The sequence below is a fragment of the Bordetella bronchialis genome (genome assembly GCF_001676705.1).
Classification (GTDB): domain Bacteria; phylum Pseudomonadota; class Gammaproteobacteria; order Burkholderiales; family Burkholderiaceae_B; genus Bordetella_C; species Bordetella_C bronchialis.
The window spans coordinates 4,805,817-4,822,876 of sequence record NZ_CP016170.1; the positions used below are offsets into that span (position 1 = coordinate 4,805,817).

The 17,060-nt window shown below is 69.7% G+C and carries 15 protein-coding genes; 6 read left to right on the plus strand and 9 right to left on the minus strand.

Annotation, left to right across the window (positions count from 1 at the left end; genetic code table 11):
• Positions 1-87: 87 nt before the first annotated feature.
• A complete protein-coding gene (locus tag BAU06_RS21160; protein ID WP_066354961.1) occupies positions 88-1,695 on the plus strand; it encodes an EAL domain-containing protein in 1,608 nt (535 codons plus the stop codon).
• Positions 1,696-1,700: 5 nt separating this feature from the next.
• On the opposite strand, the gene BAU06_RS21165 is transcribed toward BAU06_RS21160, so the two are convergent.
• Positions 1,701-3,104, minus strand: coding sequence for an MFS transporter (locus BAU06_RS21165; protein ID WP_066354963.1), 1,404 nt, complete (start codon positions 3,102-3,104; stop codon positions 1,701-1,703).
• A 241-nt stretch (positions 3,105-3,345) separates the two neighbouring features.
• On the opposite strand from BAU06_RS21165, the gene BAU06_RS21170 reads away from it, so the two are divergent.
• On the plus strand, positions 3,346-3,603 hold the full coding sequence (locus tag BAU06_RS21170) for a DUF378 domain-containing protein (RefSeq protein ID WP_066354966.1): 258 nt from the start codon (positions 3,346-3,348) through the stop codon (positions 3,601-3,603).
• Positions 3,604-3,646: 43 nt separating this feature from the next.
• On the opposite strand, the gene BAU06_RS21175 is transcribed toward BAU06_RS21170, so the two are convergent.
• On the minus strand, positions 3,647-4,624 hold the full coding sequence (locus tag BAU06_RS21175; RefSeq protein ID WP_066354969.1) for an AEC family transporter: 978 nt from the start codon (positions 4,622-4,624) through the stop codon (positions 3,647-3,649).
• 140 nt (positions 4,625-4,764) lie between these two features.
• Here BAU06_RS21175 and BAU06_RS21180 point away from each other — a divergent pair, with 140 nt between their 5' ends.
• From BAU06_RS21180 to BAU06_RS21190, 3 genes are all read left to right on the plus strand, one after another.
• Positions 4,765-5,643: a LysR family transcriptional regulator gene (locus tag BAU06_RS21180; protein ID WP_066354972.1), complete on the plus strand. Its 879-nt coding sequence runs from the start codon at positions 4,765-4,767 to the stop codon at positions 5,641-5,643.
• A 12-nt stretch (positions 5,644-5,655) separates the two neighbouring features.
• A complete protein-coding gene (locus BAU06_RS21185; protein ID WP_066354977.1) occupies positions 5,656-7,506 on the plus strand; it encodes an ABC transporter ATP-binding protein in 1,851 nt (616 codons plus the stop codon).
• A 159-nt stretch (positions 7,507-7,665) separates the two neighbouring features.
• Positions 7,666-8,961 carry an MFS transporter gene (locus BAU06_RS21190; protein ID WP_066354980.1) on the plus strand — a complete coding sequence of 432 codons (1,296 nt, stop codon included), beginning with the start codon at positions 7,666-7,668 and terminating at the stop codon, positions 8,959-8,961.
• On the opposite strand, the gene BAU06_RS21195 is transcribed toward BAU06_RS21190, so the two are convergent.
• Positions 8,958-9,548 (minus strand): TetR/AcrR family transcriptional regulator, encoded by a 591-nt coding sequence (locus BAU06_RS21195; RefSeq protein WP_066354983.1) that lies wholly within the window; start codon positions 9,546-9,548, stop codon positions 8,958-8,960. The genes BAU06_RS21190 and BAU06_RS21195 overlap by 4 nt on opposite strands.
• Before the next feature lie 174 nt (positions 9,549-9,722).
• On the opposite strand from BAU06_RS21195, the gene BAU06_RS21200 reads away from it, so the two are divergent.
• A complete protein-coding gene (locus BAU06_RS21200) occupies positions 9,723-10,928 on the plus strand; it encodes a YbfB/YjiJ family MFS transporter (RefSeq protein WP_066354985.1) in 1,206 nt (401 codons plus the stop codon).
• On the opposite strand, the gene BAU06_RS21205 is transcribed toward BAU06_RS21200, so the two are convergent.
• From BAU06_RS21205 to BAU06_RS21230, 6 genes are read right to left on the minus strand one after another with little or no spacing between them, the layout of a single operon-like run.
• Entirely contained in the window at positions 10,891-12,441 is a 1,551-nt protein-coding gene (locus BAU06_RS21205; RefSeq protein ID WP_066354992.1) for a M81 family metallopeptidase, read from the minus strand. The two genes, BAU06_RS21200 and BAU06_RS21205, sit on opposite strands and share 38 nt — an antisense overlap.
• Complete coding sequence (locus BAU06_RS21210; protein ID WP_066355006.1) at positions 12,438-13,697, minus strand: Zn-dependent hydrolase; 1,260 nt, start codon at positions 13,695-13,697, stop codon at positions 12,438-12,440. Before BAU06_RS21210 ends, BAU06_RS21205 begins: the two co-directional genes overlap by 4 nt.
• A 51-nt stretch (positions 13,698-13,748) precedes the next feature.
• A complete protein-coding gene (locus BAU06_RS21215) occupies positions 13,749-14,447 on the minus strand; it encodes an ABC transporter ATP-binding protein (protein ID WP_066355012.1) in 699 nt (232 codons plus the stop codon).
• Positions 14,444-15,211: an ABC transporter ATP-binding protein gene (locus BAU06_RS21220; protein ID WP_066355025.1), complete on the minus strand. Its 768-nt coding sequence runs from the start codon at positions 15,209-15,211 to the stop codon at positions 14,444-14,446. The genes BAU06_RS21215 and BAU06_RS21220 overlap by 4 nt, the downstream gene beginning before the upstream one ends.
• Positions 15,208-16,194 (minus strand): branched-chain amino acid ABC transporter permease, encoded by a 987-nt coding sequence (locus BAU06_RS21225; protein ID WP_156770307.1) that lies wholly within the window; start codon positions 16,192-16,194, stop codon positions 15,208-15,210. Before BAU06_RS21225 ends, BAU06_RS21220 begins: the two co-directional genes overlap by 4 nt.
• Entirely contained in the window at positions 16,191-17,048 is an 858-nt protein-coding gene (locus tag BAU06_RS21230) for a branched-chain amino acid ABC transporter permease (protein WP_066355055.1), read from the minus strand. The genes BAU06_RS21225 and BAU06_RS21230 overlap by 4 nt, the downstream gene beginning before the upstream one ends.
• Positions 17,049-17,060 lie beyond the last annotated feature (12 nt).

Here is a 17,060-nt window from a genome sequence, read left to right on the forward strand (position 1 = left end):
ATTTACATTTTGTCTGAATTCTGCTGACATACCGGGGCGCCAGCGGTCCATTCCGGACCGCCGGGCACGGCCCCGAGGACACTGCGCGTGCCTACCAGCCTATCGATCCGTCGCCGGATCGCCGCCATCTTGGTCACGCTGTCGGCCGCGGCCCTGCCCTTCGCCCTGATCCTTCCCATCGTCCTGCACGAGTCCCAGCGGCAACTGGCCGGGGAAGCCAACGTCACCGCCGGCGTGCTGCGACGGCAGCTCGAGAACATCCTGCTGCGCGCGCAGGACGTGACGCAGCGGCTGACGCCCACGCTGCACCGGCCCTGCGAGGAAGTGCTGGGCCTGCTGCGGCAGATCGGGTCGCTGCAGCCCTACTTCCGGTCGCTGCTGCTGGTGCACAACGACGTGGTGACCTGCTCGTCGGTGTACGGCATGCCCAACACGCCGCTGATCGCCCTGTCGCCGCAGGAACACGTGCCCCAGGGCATGTACGTGGCCCCCGTGGCCGGCACGCTGCTGGTGCCGGATCGGCCGGCGGTCATCGTGTCGCTGGGGCAGCGCGACGGCAACGGCGTGGTCGCCTTCCTGGATGCGCAGTACCTGTACGACCTGAAGCTGGCCGCGGCGCGCGACGGCGTCTATGACGTCGACATCCTGCTAGGGCCGCGCCAGGTGCCGCTGCTCGACGCCGGCGAGCGCCAGCGCGGCCCGCGCACGCCGGTGCCCGACACCCAGCAATCCAGCTCGGGCATGTTTCCCGTGCAGGTGCGCGTGACCCCGCTGGAGGCGCAGCGCCAGGCGGTGCGCGCCCACGTGTGGCGCGGCTACGCCGCCTTCCTGGTGCTGGCCAGCGTGCTGTGCGGCTATGCCGCCTACCGCATATATGGCTGGCGGGTGTCCATCCCCGGCGAGATCCGCAAAGGCATGCGCCTGCGCCAGTTCCACCTGGTCTACCAGCCCGTCATCGATCTGCGCAGCGGCCGCATGTCGGGAGTGGAGGCCCTGCTGCGCTGGCGCCACCCCAGGCTGGGCAATGTGCGGCCCGACCTGTTCATCGCGGCCGCCGAGGAACACCACATCATCGACGACCTAACGCGCCATATGTTCGAACTGGCGGCCGCGGACCTGGCCCAGCTGGACTTGCCGCCGGGCAGCCACCTGGCCGTGAACGTCTGCGGCCAGCACATGGTCTCCGACCGCTTCGTCGCCGACGTCGATGCGCTGCTGGCGCGCGTACGCCACCACGACGGCGTCACGCTGGTGCTGGAGGTCACCGAACGCCATCCGCTGCCCGACACGCCGCAATTGCGCGGGCACATGGCGGAATTGCGCGAACGCGGCGTGCGCTGGGCCCTGGACGACTTCGGCACCGGCCATAGTTCGCTGTCCTATCTGCAGACGCTGCACGCGAACTACCTGAAGATAGACCGCGCCTTCGTCAGCACGGCCGGCACGGAAGCCGTCGGCAACGTGGTGCTGGACACCATCATCGGCCTGGCGCAGCAGCTGGGCCTGGCCATGATCGCGGAAGGCATCGAGACGCAAGCCCAGGAAAGCTATCTGCGCGCCAAGGGCGTGCAGTACGCGCAGGGCTATCTGTTCGCCCGGCCCATGCCGCCGCGCGAACTGGGCGCCTGGCGGGCCAGGCAGGCGGACGGCGCGCGAGCGCCCGCGGCGGACCTGCCCGCGCCCGGCCTGGCCTGACGGCCTCAGGCGCGCGGCGCGCCGGGACGGGGGCGGTACCGCAGGCGCATCACGCTGGCGACGGCCGCCGCGGCCGCGAAAGCGGCGCCCAGCCACAGGGCCAGGATCGCGCCCCGCTCGGTGGACGCGTGGAAACACGCGGCGACCAGCGCCGCGCCGCTGGACTGGCCCAGCAGGCGCACCGTGCCCACCATGCCGCTGGCGCCGCCCGCGCGCTCCGGCGGCGCCGCCGTGATGATGGCGCGCACATTGGGCGATTGGAAAAAGCCGAAGCCCGCGCCGCATACCGCCAGCCGCCAGCAGATCGCGAACACCGAGGGATCGGCCGGCATGGTGGCCAGCAGGACCATGCCCACCGACAGCATGGCCATGCCGATGCCGGCCAGGATCCCCACGTGCATGCGGTCGGACAAATAGCCCGCGATGGGCGCCATCACCGCCACCAGCACCGGCCAGGGGGTGATCAGGAAGCCGGTCTCGACCTGGCTATAGCCCAGGATGTTCTGCATCATGAAGGGCAAGGAGACGAAGGCCAGCGATTGGGTCGCGAAGGAACAGACGCCCGTCGCCGCCGACAGCGCGAAGACCGGCCGCCGCAGCAGGTCCACCGCCAGGAACGGCGCGGGATGGCCCGCCTGGCGCTTCAGCAGCAGAAGCAGGCACACCACGCAAAGCACCGAGGTCGCGATCAGGGTTGCCGCGTCGGCGAGCTGCGCGCCTTCGTTCAGGCTGAACACCAGCAGCGAGAGGAAGCCGGCGCACAGCACCGCGCCCAGGGTATCGAAACGGCGCCGGGTGCGCGTGGTGACCGGCAGCGCGCGCAGGCAGAAGTAGATGGCGACCAGGCCGACCGGCACATTGATCAGGAACAGCCAATGCCAGGTGGCCACCGTCAGCACCAGGGATGCCGCCGTGGGCCCCGCGGCGAACGCCATGGCCACCATCACCGAATTCAGGCCCACGCCGCGGCCGAGCAGCTTTTCCGGATAGATAAAGCGCAGCATCGCGCCGTTCACCGCCATCGTGGCCGCCGCGCCCAGGCCCTGCGCCACCCGTCCCGCCACCAGCCATTCCAGGGAAGGCGCCATGCCGCAGGCCAGCGAAGCCAGCGTGAACAACACCAGGCCGAAGACCATGATGCGCCGGTGGCCGACGATCTCGCCCAGCGTGGCCGCGGGCAGCAGCGCCGCCACCATGGCAAGCTGATAGGAGCTGATCACCCAGATCGACCGCGCCTCCGACGTCTGCAGGTCGCGGGCGATGGCGGGCAGCGCCGTATTGGCGATGGCGGTATCCAGGCTGGCCATGCAGACGCCCAGCAGCAGGCCGAGCGTGGCGGCCCAACGCTCGTGGACGGGCATGCCCGCGCCGAAGGGATAGGCTTTTTGAACCGCGAAGGAAAGGAACATCCGACACCGAGGACAGTAGGGGCGCCCGGCGGCGCCGCGCGCCTGGCTGCCGGGCGCGCGATACCGCCAGGCCGGGGAGGACTCAGCCAGGCAAAAGCGGGTAAGGGTGTACCGCTTGTAGGTATCACTGTCAAACGGCGTCGGATCCCAGGCATGGTCGTTGCTGAAAATTCCCAAGCGGCCCGGTCCGCCCGTTCGGGCGTCCTTGCCGGCGGCCGCTTACCATGCCAAGGAGTCCGCCATGGCCCTGAATACGACCCACACCACCGCCGGCAGCACGGCCGTCCGCGTCGTCACCCCCCTGGATTGGATCGCCCTTGTCCTCGCCATCATCGGCGGGCTCAACTGGGGCCTGGTCGGCGCCTTCAGCTTCGACCTGGTCGCCGCGATCTTCGGCGCGGGTTCCGCGATCGCCCGGGTGATCTACATTCTGGTCGGACTGGCCGCGCTGTACCTGATCTTCTTCGCGGTGCGGATGAGCTCGACCAGCAGAGCTTGATCTCGGCTACGGCCATGCATGGCGGGTACCGTTCGCCCGGCGGCTACCCGCCATGCCGCATCCAGCCCAGCAGTATCGTCAGGGAAATCAGCGATCCCACCGTCGACAGCAGGATGGTGCGCGCGGTGATGAAGGCCTCGCGGCGGTAGAACTCGGCCAGCATGAACGGACCGGTGCCCGTGGGCAGCGCCGCCAGCAGTACGGCCATCTGGGCCAGCGGCGCGGGCAGCATGAAGACGCGCATCGCCAGCCACCACGTCAGCGCCGGCTGCAGCAGCAGCTTGCCGGCGGTCAGCGCCAGCATGACCGACGAGCCGGGGGCGGAACCCGCTTTGCCGGCGGCGCCGGCGGTGCGCGCGGCGGGTTGTTTCTCCGCCAGGAACAGGCCCAGGCACACCAGCGCGCAAGGCGTCGCCGCCGCGCCCAGCAGGTCCAGGAAGGTCTCGGCCGGCGCGGGCACCGGCAGCCCCGCCACGGCCACCGCCGCGCCGGCCGCCGGCGCGACGATCAGCGGATTGCGCGCCATGCGGTGCAAGACTTTCATGGCCACCTTGCGCGGGCGCCTTTCCGATTGCAGGCCGACTTCGATCAGCACCACCGCGATGGAGAACAGCACGGAGACCACCAGCAGCGTCGCCACCGTGGCGGGCGCGATGCCCGCATCGCCGAACAGGGCCAGCACCAGGGGAAAGCCGATATACGCGGTATTCGCATACGACGCGGCGATGGCATCGACGCTGGCGTCGGCCAGGTGGCGGCCGGCGCGCAGCCGCCAGGCCAGCGTCATGACGAAGACCGCGGCGCAGGCCAGGCCGAAGGCCGCCACGAAGGCGGGCTGGTACAGCTGGGCCCAGGACGCGTGGGCCATGAGCTTGAACATCAGCGCCGGCAGCGCCAGCCAGACGACGAAGCGGTTCAGCTCGACGCTGGCGGCCGGGCCGGCGATGCCGCGCCAGCGCAGCGCGAAGCCCGCAAGGATCAGGGCGAAAATCGGGGCAAGGATAGGCAAGGCGGACAACATGATGGATTCCTGGACGGGCAAAATCGCGTGCCGGTCGCGGCGCCCGCCCGGTCGTGGGCGTGACGGTCCCCGCAGCGTAAGCGGGGCCGACGATACAATCCAATTCTTTATTCGACCTTCGACAATACCTTTCCTGCATCGTGCTCGACATCAAGCCCCTGCGCTATTTCGTCACCCTGGCCGAGACGCGCCATTTCGGCCGGGCGGCCGCGCGCCTGCACCTGTCCCAGCCGCCGCTCAGCCGCCAGCTGGCGGCGCTGGAGGCCGCGCTGGGCGTCAAGCTGCTGGAGCGCAATCCGCGCATGGTGTCCCTGACCCCTGCCGGCGAGCGCTTCCTGGCCGACGCCCGCGCCATCCTGGCCGCGCTGGAGCAAGCCGGCCGCAACGCCCTGGCCGCCGCGCGCGGCGAAGCCGGCGCCCTCTCCATCGGCTTTACCATGTATGCCGCCTACAGCGTCATCCCGGCCTACGCCAAGGCCTACGGCGGCGCCTATCCGGACGTGACCCTGGCGCTGCGCGAAGTGGTGTCGCACGACCTGGCGGCGCAGGTGCTGGACGGCCGCATCGACGCCGCGGTCGTGATGGCCGGCGGCCAGTACGGCGAACTGTCCAGCCGCGTGGTGCTGCGCGAGCCGCTGTGCGTGGCGCTATCCCGCCACCACGCGCGCGCGCGGGCACGCGGCGCGCTGCGCATCGGGCAACTGGCCGGCGAGCCCTTCGTCATGACCTCTGCCGAAGTCGCGCCCGCGCTGCGCGCCAGCATCGTGGCCCATTGCCGGCGCGCCGGCTTCGAGCCCAGCGTGCGGCTGGAGGTACAGTTGCAGCAGACCGTCCTCAACATGGTCGACGAGGGCGTGGGGGTCGCGCTGGTGCCGGCCTCCATGCGTAAATCGCGCCTGCCCGGCGTGGTCTTCCGGCCGCTGGCCGACGCCCCGCAATCCGAGCTGGTCCTGCTCTGGTCGCCACGCAACCGCAATCCCTGCCTGTCCAATTTCCTGGCGTTGGCGACGCCGGCATAGAGAGTCCCCTAGATGCCCACATCCCGCAATCCTATCTATCGCCGCTTCGAAACCCTGATCGATCCTTTCCGCCCGGCGCAGGACGAACCGCCGCCGGACGACGTCATCCGCTTCTACCGCCACTATCTGGGGCAGGTGCGCACGGCCCTGGTCTTCCTGCTGTTCGTCGGGCTGGCGGGCGCGCTGATCGACGTCACCCTGTTCCGCTTCCTGGGGCGCATCGTCGACCTGGTCAAGGACCAGCCCGCCGCGGCCTTCTTCAGCGAACACGGCAAGACCCTGGTCGGCATGGCGCTGGTGGTGCTGGTCCTGCGCCCGGTCGTCACGGCCTTGCACGACCTGCTGGTGCACCAGACGCTGGCCCCGGGGCTGACCACGCTGGTGCGCTGGCAGAACCACCGCTATGTGCTGAAACAGGGCCTGGGTTTTTTTCACAGCGATTTCGCCGGCCGCATCGCCAACCGCATCCTGCAGACGGGCGCGGCGCTGCGCGACTCAACGCTGCAGGCGGTGGACGCCGTGTGGCACGTGCTGATCTACTCCGGCAGCGCGCTGATCCTGTTCTTCGATGCGGACTGGCGCCTGACGCTGCCGCTGATCGTCTGGATCGTCGGCTACATCGTGACCCTGGTCCATTTCGTGCCGCGGGTGAAATCCCGCTCGGCCACGGCCTCGGAAGCCAGCTCCAAGCTGATGGGCCGCATCGTCGACGGCTATACCAACATCGGCACGCTCAAGCTCTTCGCCCACAGCCAGCGCGAGGAACTCTACGCGCGGCAGGCCATGGCCGAACAGACGGGCAAGGCCCAGATGGCGGCGCGCCTGATCACCGGGATGGGCTTCACGATCGCCATCCTGAACGGCATCCTGATCGCCGGCACGCCGGGCCTGGCCCTGTGGCTATGGAGCGAGGGCCGCATGTCGGTGGGCGATATCGCGCTGGCCACGGGCCTGGCCATGCGCATCGCCGATATGTCGGGCTGGATCATGTGGGTGGTGAACGGCATTTTCGAAAACGTCGGCACGGTGCAGGACGGCATACGCACCATTTCGCGGCCGCGCGTGGTGGCCGACCGCGTCGATGCCCAGCCCCTGCAGGTCACGCGCGGCCGCATCTGCTTCGAGAACGTGGGCTTCGGCTACGGCAAGGGCGGACTGGTCTTCACCCGGCTGAACCTGGACGTGGCCCCCGGCGAAAAGATCGGCCTGATCGGGCCTTCGGGCGCCGGCAAGTCGTCGCTGGTCAGCATCCTGCTGCGGCTCTACGACGTGGAGGCCGGGCGCATCCTGATCGACGGACAGGACATCACCAAGGTCTCGCAGGAAACGTTGCGCGCCCAGATCGGCGTGGTCACGCAGGATACGTCGCTGCTGCACCGCTCGCTGCGCGAGAACCTGCTGTATGGCCGTCCCGACGCCGGCGAGGAAGCCCTGATGCATGCCATCCACCAGGCCCGCGCGGATGAATTCATCTTCGACCTGACCGATGGCGAAGGCAACCGCGGCCTGGACGCCAATGTCGGCGAGCGCGGCGTCAAGCTGTCCGGCGGACAGCGCCAGCGCATCGCCATCGCGCGGGTACTGCTGAAGGACGCGCCCATCCTGGTGCTGGACGAGGCCACCTCCGCGCTGGATTCGGACGTGGAGTCCGCCATCCAGGAGAACCTGGAAACCCTGATGCGCGGCAAGACGGTGATCGCCATCGCGCACCGCCTGTCCACCATCGCCAGGATGGACAGGCTGGTGGTGATGGAACACGGCAACATCGTCGAAACGGGCACCCACGCCGAACTCCTGCGGCGGGACGGCGTCTACGCGCGGCTGTGGCGGCGCCAGACCGGGGGCTTCGTCGGCCTGGAGTGATGGGGCTCGCATGCGGGCCCGACCCGGCCCGGGGCCGGCTCGATTGCCCGCCGTCGCCATAAAGGATGACGCAGGCCGGCCCGGACGGGCCGGGCGCCGGCCTCCCCTGGCGCACGGCCGCGCCATCGGGTAGCCTGCGTAGCCGGAGGCGCACATCCCATGAAAGAAACCAGCGAACGCGCGGCGCCGTCCGGCGCGAAGGCCGGTGGCATCGCGCACGCGTTGCTCGCGCACCGCCTGGGCCCGGTCCTGACGATATCCCTGGCCCAGCTGCTGGGCACCTCGCTGTGGTTCAGCGCCAATAGCGCCGCCGACGACCTGGCACGCGCCTGGGGCGCGACGGCCGCCGATATCGGCCTGCTGACCAGCGCCGTGCAGACCGGCTTCATCCTGGGCACGCTGGCGATCTCCATCAGCGGCCTGGCGGACCGCTTCCGCGCCAGCGCCATCTTCGTGTGCAGCGCCGTCGCCGGCGCCGCCTGCAACGCCGCCTTCGCCTGGCTGGCCGACGGCATCGCCAGCGGCGCGGTGTTCCGCTTCCTGGTGGGCCTTAGCCTGGCCGGCATCTACCCCGTCGGCATGAAGCTTATCGTCGGCTGGGCGCCGGATCGCACCGGCGCCGCGCTGGCCCAGCTGGTCGCCATGCTGACCCTGGGTACCGCGCTGCCGCACGCGCTGCGCGCGGCGGGCGCGGGACTGCCCTGGCAGGCGGTGATCGCGGCGTCCTCGGCGCTGGCCTTGCTGGGGGCGGCGATGATACGCATCCTGGGCGACGGGCCCGGCCGGCGCGATGCCGCGGCGCCCTTGGCAGCGGCCGGTAAGGCCTTGCCTGCGGCAAGCGCGCCCGAAGACCGGCGGCCGACCCTGCTGGATGCCTTCCGGGCGCGCCGCTACCGTGCCGCCGCGCTGGGCTATTTCGGCCATATGTGGGAGCTGTATGCCTTCTGGACGCTGGTCCCGCTGCTGATCGCGCGATCGTCGGCGGCCGCCCTGTTCCCGGAAATGGGCGTGTCCGCCGCGTCATTCTGCGTGATCGGCATCGGCGCGCTGGGATGCCTGCTGGGCGGCGCGCTGTCGCGCAAGCTGGGCAGCGCCAAAGTGGCGCTGGGCGCCCTGGCCCTGTCGGGCGTGTGCGCCCTGGTTTTCTCGCTGGGCTGGCCGGCGCTGCCGGCGCCCATGCTGGCCGTCCTGCTGCTGGTATGGGGCGCCGCGGTGGTCGCCGATTCGCCGCAGTTTTCCGCGCTGAGCGCGCGGGCCTGTCCGCCGCAATTGATAGGCAGCGCGCTGGCGATCCAGAATGCCATCGGCTTCGCCATCACCATTGTGTCCATCGCGGGCGCCATGGCCTTGTTCCAGCGCATCGGCCTGGACGCGACGTGGCTGCTGGTCCCCGGCCCCGTGCTGGGATTGCTGGGCTACGCCCTGGCGTCCCGCGAAAAAGCGCCCAAGGCTTAGGCGGCCGCCTCGGGCACGAGCAGCAGGTCGATCAATAGATCGGCCACCGCGCGCATCCGCTTCTGGTCCCGATAGACTCTTTCGATCACGACCAGGCCGCGCGTCATGGTGACGATGGTCCGCGCCGCCTGCACGGGATCCGCCTGCAGCCGGCCTTGCGCATCGGGCCGCGAGAACCGTTCCAGCAGCGCCGCCTCGATCTCATCCATCAAATCGCGGATGGCCGCGCGGATGGATTCGTCCAGGTTCTCCGTGCCCAGGGCGGTCTTGGTACTGAGGCAGCCGCGGGCCGGCGTACCCGTGGTCATGGACTTAATGGCGAAGGCAAAAAAGCGCCGCAGCGCCGCGCGCAGGTCCGGCTTGTCCAAGGCGGCCCGCATCTGGCCGACATATCTTTCCCGGTACACGCCGAACACGCGCAGGAACAGCGCGTCCTTGTCGCCATACGCGTTGTACAGCGAACCGCGCTGCACGCCGGTGACGGCGGCCAGCTCCTGCATAGTGGTATTGCCGTAGCCCTGCTGCCAGAAAAGACCGAGTGCCTTCTCCAGCGCCTGGGCCTCGTCGAATTGGCGGACTCCTGCCATGGCGTGCTCCGCATCGCATGCGCGATGGATATCAACATCCGGGCATTGGACACTTTCTTGACACTCGTGTCAACTTTGACTAGATTGTCAAACTTGACACTGTTGTCAAATATCAGCCGGCGCGCATGCCAGCGCGGCGCCGGCGCTGCGGCCCCATCCGGCCATGGAAATCCGATGTCAGCCTCTCCGCTTCCCCTATCCCGTATCGACCGCCTGCTCGTATGGCGGTACATCTTCGCCGGCCTGTGCGCCAGCCTGGACAGCATCGGCCTGGCGCGCTTCGCCTTTACCCCGCTCATCCCCGAACTGATCCATGCGCATTGGTTCACCACGTCCGCCGTGGTGTATCTGGGCGCCGCCAATCTGGCCGGCTATGTCCTGGGCGCCCTGATGGGCCGCCCCCTGGCCGCGCGCCTGGCCAATGAGCAGGTATTGCGCGCCATGATGCTGCTGATCTCCGCCGCCTTCGTCGCCTGCGCGTTCCCGCTGTCCTTCTCGTGGTACTTCGGCTGGCGCTTCGTGTCGGGAATCGCGGGCGGCGTCGTCATGGTGCTGGTCGCCGGCACCATCCTGCCACATGTGCCGCCGGCGCGCCGCGGCGCGGCCGGCGGCGCGATCTTCCTGGGCCTGGGCCTGGGCATCGCCGGCTCCGGCACCGTCATCCCGCTCCTGCTGCAATGGGGGCTGGCGCAGACCTGGCTGGGCCTGGGCGCGATTTCGGTGCTGCTGACGGCGCTGAGCTGGTTCGCCTGGCCCGCCAGCGCCCTGGCCGCCAGCCGCAACGATGCGCCGGCGGCTCGCGCACCGCGTTTCGGCTGGGACGTCCGCTCGCTCTATGCGCAATACGCCCTGATGGCCGCGGCCGCCGTGCCGCCCATGGTCTTCCTGGTGGATTTCGTCGCGCGCGGACTGGGCAAGGGCACTTACCTGGGATCGGTCTTCTGGGCCATCTACGGCCTGGGCGCCATCGCCGGGCCGCCCCTGTACGGCTACCTGGCCGACCGGCTGGGGCCGCGGCCGACGCTGCGCGTGGTGGCGGTGGCGATGGCCGTGGTGTTCCTGGGCCTGTACGCCAGCAGCGACATGGCCCTGCTGGGCGCCTTGACGCTGGCGATCGGCACGTTCGCCCCCGGCATGGTGCCGCTGGTGCTGGCCTGCGTGCATGACGTCGTGCGCCACGGCGCGGCGCGCCAGAACGCGGCATGGACCCGCGCCAGCGTGGTTTCCGCCGCCGCCCTGGCCGTGGCGGCCTACGCGTTCTCCGCCCTGTTCAATGCGAGCGGCGGCAACCATCGCATGCTGTTCCTGGTCTCCGCCGCCATGCTGGTCGCCACCCTGCTGCTCAGCCTGCTGTCCCGGGAACGGCGGGCGGCGCGCTGACGCCGGGCGTGGCGGGCCCCGGCCGCGCGGCGGGGTCGAAGGCCGCGTCTTCCAGCGGATACAGGGGCCGCGCCCGCTTGGCATAGGGAAAAATCGAATAGTCCGACGTCGTGACGCCCGGACTGTCGCATTCCACCAGGCCGTCGGAGATCGGAACGAACACCGGGCGGCAGTACATGCGCGACTTCAGCAAAAGGAAGCGCGCGCGGCGCGGGTCCTGGCCCACGCTCTCGAACACCGCCAGGTCCCAGGGTTCGTGCGTCTGCTCCGACACCACCACGCGGGCATCGCCCAGGTCCAGCACCGCCGTGCGCCCCATGCTTACGCGCATGCCGGTATAGGTGGGGCCCGTGATCACGTAATCGCCGTCGGTGATCGCCAGCACCGTGCCGCTGGCCCGCATCGGTTGCGCGTGGATGCCCAGCGACGCCAGCGAGCGCTTGTTGCCCAGCGGCAGCGTCACGCGGGCGCCCACGCCCGCCTCTATCATGCTGGCCACGGCCTGGGGGTCGCAGACGATGCCGCACAGGATGTCTTTCATGCCGCGGGCCAGGGCGGCCTCCAGCACGGCGGTGGTGTCGCAGGTGCCGCCGGAATTGCAGTTGTCCCCGTGGTCCAGCAGCAGGATGGGCCGCCGCGCATCGCGTGCCATGGACTCCGCCCGCGCCAGCGAATCCGGCAAGGGCTCGCTGCGGTAGACGAAGCCGTCGCGGCCGGCCCAGATGCCCGCCGCGATGCGTTCGGCCGCGGCTTCCGCCAGCGCGCGATCGCCATCGGCCACCACCACCACGCTGATGCAGGGGTGGGGGATGTCGGCCAGGCCGAAGCCGGCCAGCACCGACGCCGCCGCCAGGCCCTGGGCTTCGGCATCGCGCGCGGCCCGCACCGCGTCGCGCATGGCGCCGGTGTCGGTTGCCGAACGCAGGGTGTGCGTCATCAGCGGCGGACGGCGCCACGCCATCACGGGATGGAATTCGCCGGCGATCATGCGCCACAGCAGCCGGCCGGCATGGTCGCCGGTCTCGTACATATCCACGTGCGGATAGGTCTTGAAGCTGACGATCACATCGGCGTTGTCCACCATGCGCGCGGTCACATTGCCGTGCAGGTCCAGGGCGACCGCGATGGGCACGCCGGGCGCCGCCGCCCGCACGCGGGCCAGCAGATCGCCTTCGCCGTCGTCGCTGTTGCGCGCGACCATGGCGCCGTGCAGGTCCAGGAAGATCGCGTCGCAGCCCGGCACATCGGCCAGGATGCGGGCGCACATTTCGTCGTAGGCGTCCGCGTCGACCGGCCCGCTGGGATAGGCCCAGGCGGACAAGGGCGTGACCATGGCCGCGCCGTGCGCCTTGGCAAGATCGATAAAGGCGCCCATGGCGGTGCGGGCGCCCTCGTTTTCGCGGCGCGCATCGTCGCCATAGGCGGGCCCGTTGCGGCCGAAAGCGGACAAGGGGGTGGGCACGGGCGAGAACGTATTCGTCTCGTGGTTCATCCGCGCGATCAGGACTTTCATGCGGCGACCTCCCGGGCGGCGACGCCGGCGGTGCGCAGCACCGCCCGCAGCAGCACATTGCAGCCCGCCTCCAGGTGTTCGGGGCGGGCGTCCTCGATTTCGTTATGGCTGATGCCGTCCTTGCAGGGCACGAAGATCATGGCCGTGGGCGCCACGCGCGCCAGGTAGACCGCATCGTGGCCGGCGCCGCTGACCACGTCCATGAAGGACAGGCCCAGGCCGCGCGCGCCCTCGGCCAATGCGGAAACCAGCGTCTCGTCGAAGGGTTGCGGCGGGAAGTACACGACCTCGCGCACGTCCACCGCCACGCCCGGACGCGCGGCGCAGTATTCGCGCAGGGCGGCGGCCATGGCCGTCAGGGTGGCGTCGTCCGCGGCGCGCAGGTCCACCGTCAGCTGGACGCGGCCGGGAATCACGTTGCGGGAATTGGGATAAGTGTCCAGGCAGCCCACCGTGCCGCGCGCATGCGGCGCGTGGTCCAGGGCGATGCGGTTGACCTGCCGCACGATGTCCGCCGCCGCCAGCAAGGCATCGTGGCGCAGCGCCATGGGCGTGGGGCCGGCGTGGGCTTCCATGCCGGTGACGGTGACGTCGAACCAGCGCTGGCCCAGCGCGCCGCGCACCAGGCCTATGGTCTTGTCGCTGGCCTCCAGGATGGGGCCCTGTTCGATATGGGCCTCGAAGTACGCCGCCACGGCGCGCCCGCCGACGGGTTCCGGCCCGTCGTGGCCGATGGCCTTCAGGGCCTCGGCCACGCTGATGCCGTCGCGGTCGCGCTGCGCCAGCGCGTGCTCCAGGGTGAAGGCGCCGGCGAACACGCCCGAACCCATCATTACCGGCACGAAGCGCGAGCCTTCTTCATTGGTCCAGACGACGACCTCGACCGGCGCTTCGGTGACGATGCCGTGCGCCTGCAGGGTGCGCAGGACTTCGATGCCGGCCAGCACGCCATAGTTGCCGTCGAACTTGCCGCCGGTGGGCTGGGTATCGATATGGCTGCCCGTCATCACCGGCGGCAGGTCGTCGCGGCGGCCCGGCCGGCGCATGAAGATATTGCCGATGGCATCGATGCGCACGGTGCAGCCGAGTTCGCGCGCCCATTGCATGACCAGTTCGCGGCCCTGGCGGTCCAGGTCGGTCAGGGCCAGGCGGCGCACGCCGCCCTTGTCCGTGGCGCCGATACGCGCCAGGGTCATCAGCGACGCCCACAGGCGCTGGCCGTCGATGCGCGGGATAAAGGTCTCAGGATCCGACATGTTCTTTCCTCGTAAAGATGCGGCATGGCGCGGCCCGGCCGCGCCGCCTTGCTAGACGCCGACCCCCAGGTAGCGGTCCTTGATGGCGTCATTCGCCGCGAAGTCGGCATTGCTGCCTTCGTAGACGATAGCGCCTTGTTCGATGATGTAGTGGCGGTCGGCCAGCTGGGTGCAGACCTCCAGGTTCTGCTCCACCAGCAGGATGGCTACGCCCTGCTGCCGGATGAGCTTGAGCTGGGCGACGATTTCCTCCACGATGACCGGCGCCAGGCCTTCCACCGGCTCGTCCAGCATCAGCAGCCGCGGATGGTTCATCAGGGCGCGGCCTATGGCCAGCATCTGCTGCTCGCCGCCGGACAGCTGCGCGCCGCCATTGCGCCGCCTTTCCTTCAGGCGCGGAAAAATGCGATAGACGTCCTGCAGCTGCCAGGGCGAGGCGCGGCGCGCGCCCAGCAGCAGGTTTTCTTCCACCGTAAGCAGCCGGAAGATCCCGCGATGCTCGGGCACCAGGCACAGGCCGCGGCCCGCCACGCGGTGGGCCGGCTGCCCGCCCACCGGCGCGCCGTCGAAATGTATGGTGCCGCGGGCCGGATGCAGCGCGCCGGCGATGGTCTTCAAGGTGGTGGATTTTCCGGCCCCGTTGCGGCCCAGCAAGGTGACCAGTTCGCCTTCGCCGACGGCCAGCGACACCCCCTGCAGGATATGGCTTTTGCCGTAGTAGGCATGCACGTCGCGGACTTCCAGCTTCATGCGCGGCCTCCGGTGATCATATTGCCCAGGTAGGCGGCGCGCACGCGCGGGTCGTCGCGGATCGCCGCGGGCGTGCCCTGCACCAGCACCCTGCCCTGCTGCATGACGGTCACGGTATCGGAAATATCCATCACGATGTTCATGTTGTGCTCGATCAGCACCACGGTATGGTCCGCCGCCAGGCCGCGGATCAAGGCCTTCATCGCGTCCAGGTCGTCCACGCCCATGCCGGAGGTCGGCTCGTCCAGGAAGATGGCGCGCGGGCGCGCCGCCATGGCCATGCCGACTTCCAGGCGGCGCTGCTGGCCATGCGACAAGGCGGCCGCCGCGACGCCGGCGCGCGCGCGCAGGGACAGGCGCTCCAGCAGGCTGTCGACCAGTTCGTTCAAGCTGGCGTCGCGCCCGGGTCGGTGCCACATATCGAAGGCCCCGGCCGCATGCGCGCCCTGCGCCGCCAGGCGCAGGTTCTCGCGCACGTCCAGGTTGGCGAAAAGGCTGGTCACCTGGAAAGAACGCGCGATGCCCCGGCGCACGCGCACGTTGTCCGGTTCGCGTGTCACGTCGTGGCCATCGAAGACGATGCGGCCTTCGCTGACGGGCACGGTGCCCGTCAGGGTATGGAACAGCGTGGTCTTGCCGGCGCCGTTGGGGCCGATGACGGAGTGCACGGTGCCGGGCATGACGCGCAGGTCCACGCCGGCCAGCGCGGTGAACTTGCCATAGCGCTTGACGATGCCGGTGGCATCCAGAATCGGTGCTGTCATCGCGCTTCCCTTTCCTTTGCCGCCGGGGCGGACGCGCCCCGCCGCAAGGACCACAGGCGTTCGCCCAGGCCCCACAGGCCTTTGTGCATGAACAGGCTGACCGCGATCAGCAGGAAACCCAGCAGCATCAGCCAGCGCGGCCACAGCGTGGACAGCCAGTCCGAGACCAGCACATAGAAGGCCGCGCCCAGCACGGAAGCGAAGAGATTGCCGGTGCCGCCGATCACCGTCATCACCAGGATCATCTCGCTGGTGTGGTATTCGATGTTGGACAGGGGCGCGATGCCCGTCATCAGGGCATGGAAGGCGCCCGCCAGCGCGGTGACGGCGCCGGACAGGGCGAAGACCGCCAGCTTCAGCGCACGCGTGTCGTAGCCCACGGCGCGGGCGCGCGATTCGTTTTCGCGGATGGCCAGCAGGGTGCGGCCGAAGACCGAGTCGGTTACCCGCTGCAGCAGCCAGAATACGACCAGGAAGCACAGGCCCACCAGCGCATAGAAGCGCCACGGCGTATCCAGCGGCATCAGCGTCACGCCGCCCACGGCGATGGGCGGACGCGGGATATCCAGCAGGCCGTTGTCGCCGCCCGTCCAGGACGGCAGGCTGTAGGCCAGGAAGTAGAACATCTGCGCGAAGGCCAGCGTCAGCATGACGAAGTACGTTCCCCGCTGGCGGATGGCGAACCAGCCCACCAGGCCGGCCACCCCCGCCCCGACGGCGATGGACGCCAGCACGGCGAGCGGCAAGGGCAGGCCGGCCCGCGTCATGAGTATGCCGACGGCGTAGCTGCCCATGCCGAAGAAAATGCCCTGGCCGAAGGACAGCAGCCCGGTATAGCCCAGCAGCAGATTGCAGCCCAGCACCGCCAGCGCATAGACCAGGACTTCCGTGGCCAGCGTGCCGGAGTCCAGCACCGCCGGCAGCAACAGCACCACCGCCGCCGCCAGCAGCAAGCCCCCATGACCGCGCAGCGCCCGCATCATCCTCTCCCCAGCAAGCCATGCGGCCGCAGCAGCAGTACGGCGGCCATCGCCACGTAGATCATCAGGCGCGCCCCCTCCGGCCATAGCGTGCTCATGACGCTTTGCACGACACCGATCAGCAGCCCGCCCGCGAGCGCGCCGGTAAAGCTGCCCATGCCGCCCACCACCACGATGACGAAGGCCACGCCCAGGGCTTCCAGGCCCATGAAGGGATCGACGCCGCGGATGGGCGCGGCGAGGGCGCCGGCCAGGGCGGCGGTGCCGGCCCCCAGGGCGAAGACCAGGCCGAAGACGCGGTACACATTGATGCCCAGCAGGGAGACCATTTCCGCCGATTCGCTGCCGGCGCGCACGGCGCTGCCCAGGCGCGTGCCTTCCAGCACCCACCACAGCACCAGCGCGAACACCGCGGTGAAGCCGATGACGAACAGGCGGTACTTGGGATAGATGAAGCCGCCCCACATGACCACGCCCTGCAAGGCGTCCGGCGTGGCGACGTTGTCGCCCAGCGGCCCCCAGCCCAGGATGACGGCCTCTTGCAGCACCAGGGCCAGGCCGACGGTGATCAGGATGTGGAATTCATGCGGCTGGTCGTAGACGCGCCGCAGCAGCGACCGTTCGGCCAGCCAGGCGAGCAGCGCCACCAGCACCGGCACGACGGCCAGCGCCAGCCAGAAGTCCAGGCCCCAGGCCACCGCCTGGTAGCAGAAGTAGGCGCCCAGCAGGTAAAAAGCGCCGTGGGCGAAGTTGACGAAGCGCAGCAGCCCGAAAATGATGGACAGCCCGACCGCCAGCAGAAAATACAGCATCCCGATGCCGATGCCGTTGACGACTTGCAGGAGGTAGACGTTCATGAATCCGACAGC

Coding starts and splice junctions, on each gene's coding strand:
- BAU06_RS21165 (WP_066354963.1), bottom strand. CDS start 3,104: ATGTTCCTTTCCTTCGCGGTTCAAAAAGCCTATCCCTTCGGCGCGGGC.
- BAU06_RS21170 (WP_066354966.1), top strand. CDS start 3,346: ATGGCCCTGAATACGACCCACACCACCGCCGGCAGCACGGCCGTCCGC.
- BAU06_RS21175 (WP_066354969.1), bottom strand. CDS start 4,624: ATGTTGTCCGCCTTGCCTATCCTTGCCCCGATTTTCGCCCTGATCCTT.
- BAU06_RS21185 (WP_066354977.1), top strand. CDS start 5,656: ATGCCCACATCCCGCAATCCTATCTATCGCCGCTTCGAAACCCTGATC.
- BAU06_RS21190 (WP_066354980.1), top strand. CDS start 7,666: ATGAAAGAAACCAGCGAACGCGCGGCGCCGTCCGGCGCGAAGGCCGGT.
- BAU06_RS21195 (WP_066354983.1), bottom strand. CDS start 9,548: ATGGCAGGAGTCCGCCAATTCGACGAGGCCCAGGCGCTGGAGAAGGCA.
- BAU06_RS21200 (WP_066354985.1), top strand. CDS start 9,723: ATGTCAGCCTCTCCGCTTCCCCTATCCCGTATCGACCGCCTGCTCGTA.
- BAU06_RS21205 (WP_066354992.1), bottom strand. CDS start 12,441: ATGAAAGTCCTGATCGCGCGGATGAACCACGAGACGAATACGTTCTCG.
- BAU06_RS21210 (WP_066355006.1), bottom strand. CDS start 13,697: ATGTCGGATCCTGAGACCTTTATCCCGCGCATCGACGGCCAGCGCCTG.
- BAU06_RS21215 (WP_066355012.1), bottom strand. CDS start 14,447: ATGAAGCTGGAAGTCCGCGACGTGCATGCCTACTACGGCAAAAGCCAT.
- BAU06_RS21220 (WP_066355025.1), bottom strand. CDS start 15,211: ATGACAGCACCGATTCTGGATGCCACCGGCATCGTCAAGCGCTATGGC.
- BAU06_RS21225 (WP_156770307.1), bottom strand. CDS start 16,194: ATGATGCGGGCGCTGCGCGGTCATGGGGGCTTGCTGCTGGCGGCGGCG.
- BAU06_RS21230 (WP_066355055.1), bottom strand. CDS start 17,048: ATGAACGTCTACCTCCTGCAAGTCGTCAACGGCATCGGCATCGGGATG.